The organism is Caballeronia sp. LZ032 (assembly GCF_031451315.1).
Taxonomy (GTDB): Bacteria; Pseudomonadota; Gammaproteobacteria; order Burkholderiales; family Burkholderiaceae; genus Caballeronia.
The window spans coordinates 2,144-5,335 of the sequence record NZ_JARUXP010000018.1 but is presented as its reverse complement, the minus strand read 5'-3'; the positions used below and the strand labels follow the sequence as shown (position 1 = coordinate 5,335).

The window sequence follows — 3,192 nt, the reverse complement described above, 5'->3', positions numbered from 1 at the left end:
GATCCGCACTATCATCGGCGTGGAGTCGTTTCACGGTCCTGTTCGGGATGGGAAGGGGTGGTACCGACTCGCTATGGTCATCAGGCATGACTTGTTGTTGTGTCGTCGGGGACGGCACAACCAATCCGGGAAGAAGTAGAAGTGTTTGGGGTGGTGATTGTTGGCAACAACGACTCACTCAACCGGTGTGGCCCCCTTCGGGGGTTGCATTGACTAAGCGCTGAAGCGCCAAGTCACTGCGAAACACACTGGTTATAGGATCAAGCCTTACGGGCAATTAGTATCAGTTAGCTCAATGCATTACTGCACTTACACACCTGACCTATCAACGTCCTGGTCTGGAACGACCCTTCAAGGGGCTCGAAGCCCCGGGGATATCTCATCTTAAGGCGAGTTTCCCGCTTAGATGCTTTCAGCGGTTATCTCTTCCGAACATAGCTACCCGGCGATGCCACTGGCGTGACAACCGGTACACCAGAGGTTCGTCCACTCCGGTCCTCTCGTACTAGGAGCAGCCCCCTTCAAATATCCAACGCCCACGGCAGATAGGGACCAAACTGTCTCACGACGTTTTAAACCCAGCTCACGTACCTCTTTAAATGGCGAACAGCCATACCCTTGGGACCGGCTACAGCCCCAGGATGAGATGAGCCGACATCGAGGTGCCAAACACCGCCGTCGATATGAACTCTTGGGCGGTATCAGCCTGTTATCCCCAGAGTACCTTTTATCCGTTGAGCGATGGCCCTTCCATACAGAACCACCGGATCACTATGACCTGCTTTCGCACCTGCTCGACTTGTCGGTCTCGCAGTTAAGCACGCTTATGCCATTGCACTATCAGCACGATTTCCGACCGTACCTAGCGTACCTTCGTACTCCTCCGTTACGCTTTGGGAGGAGACCGCCCCAGTCAAACTGCCTACCATGCACTGTCCCCGACCCGGATCACGGGCCAAGGTTAGAACCTCAAACAAACCAGGGTGGTATTTCAAGGACGGCTCCACCAAGACTGGCGTCCTGGTTTCATAGCCTCCCACCTATCCTACACAGATCGGTTCAAAGTCCAATGCAAAGCTACAGTAAAGGTTCATGGGGTCTTTCCGTCTAGCCGCGGGGAGATTGCATCATCACAAACACTTCAACTTCGCTGAGTCTCGGGAGGAGACAGTGTGGCCATCGTTACGCCATTCGTGCAGGTCGGAACTTACCCGACAAGGAATTTCGCTACCTTAGGACCGTTATAGTTACGGCCGCCGTTTACCGGGACTTCAATCAAGAGCTTGCACCCCATCATTTAATCTTCCGGCACCGGGCAGGCGTCACACCCTATACGTCCACTTTCGTGTTTGCAGAGTGCTGTGTTTTTATTAAACAGTCGCAGCCACCAGTTTATTGCAACCCTTTCACCCTCCTGGCGCAGGCCAGTCAAGCTACAAGGGCGTACCTTATCCCGAAGTTACGGTACCAATTTGCCGAGTTCCTTCTCCCGAGTTCTCTCAAGCGCCTTAGAATACTCATCTCGCCCACCTGTGTCGGTTTGCGGTACGGTCACTGTCAGACTGAAGCTTAGAGGCTTTTCTTGGAACCACTTCCAATTGCTTCGCTCCCTAGAGAGCTCGCGCCACACCCTTGAATTACGCGCCCGGATTTGCCTAAGCGCCTTCTCCAATGCAGCGACCGGGACGTCCAACACCCGGACAACCTTCCGCGATCCGTCCCCCCATCGCATCTAACAATGGTGCAGGAATATTGACCTGCTTCCCATCAGCTACGCATTTCTGCCTCGCCTTAGGGGCCGACTCACCCTACGCCGATGAACGTTGCGTAGGAAACCTTGGGCTTACGGCGAGGGGGCTTTTCACCCCCTTTATCGCTACTCATGTCAGCATTCGCACTTCCGATACCTCCAGCATGCCTTTCGACACACCTTCGCAGGCTTACGGAACGCTCTCCTACCACACGTGCCTAAGCACGTATCCGCAGCTTCGGTGACTGGCTTGAGCCCCGTTACATCTTCCGCGCAGGACGACTCGATCAGTGAGCTATTACGCTTTCTTTAAAGGGTGGCTGCTTCTAAGCCAACCTCCTGACTGTTTTAGCCTTCCCACTTCGTTTCCCACTTAGCCAATCTTTGGGACCTTAGCTGGCGGTCTGGGTTGTTTCCCTCTTGACACCGGACGTTAGCACCCGATGTCTGTCTCCCGTGATTGCACTCTTCGGTATTCGGAGTTTGCTATGGCGTAGTAATCCGCAATGGACCCCACAACCATGACAGTGCTCTACCCCCGAAGGTGATACACGAGGCACTACCTAAATAGTTTTCGGAGAGAACCAGCTATTTCCAAGTTTGTTTAGCCTTTCACCCCTATCCACAGCTCATCCCCTAACTTTTCAACGTTAGTGGGTTCGGTCCTCCAGTACGTGTTACCGCACCTTCAACCTGGCCATGGATAGATCACTTGGTTTCGGGTCTACGCCCAGCAACTGATCGCCCTGTTCGGACTCGCTTTCGCTACGCCTGCCTTAATCAGTTAAGCTCGCTACTGAACGTAAGTCGCTGACCCATTATACAAAAGGTACGCCGTCACCCTCTTTCAAAGGCTCCGACTGTTTGTATGCATGCGGTTTCAGGATCTATTTCACTCCCCTCCCGGGGTTCTTTTCGCCTTTCCCTCACGGTACTGGTTCACTATCGGTCGATCACGAGTATTTAGCCTTGGAGGATGGTCCCCCCATCTTCAGACAGGATTTCACGTGTCCCGCCCTACTTGTCGTACACCTAGTTCTTTCACGCTGTTTTCGTCTACAGGGCTATCACCTGCTATGGCCGCACTTTCCAGAGCGTTCGACTAACAATGCAAATAAAGAGTACAGGCTCTTCCCATTTCGCTCGCCACTACTTTGGGAATCTCGGTTGATTTCTTTTCCTGCGGTTACTTAGATGTTTCAGTTCACCGCGTTCGCTCCACATGACCTATGTATTCAGTCACGGGTACTCCATAAGGAGTGGGTTTCCCCATTCGGATATCGGAGGATCAAAGCTCGTTTGCCAGCTCCCCTCCGCTTTTCGCAGGCTACCGCGTCCTTCATCGCCTGTGATCGCCAAGGCATCCACCACATGCACTTGTTCGCTTGACCCTATAACGAGTGTGTCTCACGACTCACTGGTCATAGGCTGAGTATTCGCGT

1 rRNA gene is annotated in these 3,192 nt (G+C 53.2%); it reads right to left on the bottom strand.

Annotated features, from left to right (window positions below):
- Nucleotides 1–256 precede the first annotated feature (256 nt).
- Nucleotides 257–3,141: ribosomal RNA gene (locus tag QCE69_RS39015) — 23S ribosomal RNA — on the bottom strand.
- Nucleotides 3,142–3,192 lie beyond the last annotated feature (51 nt).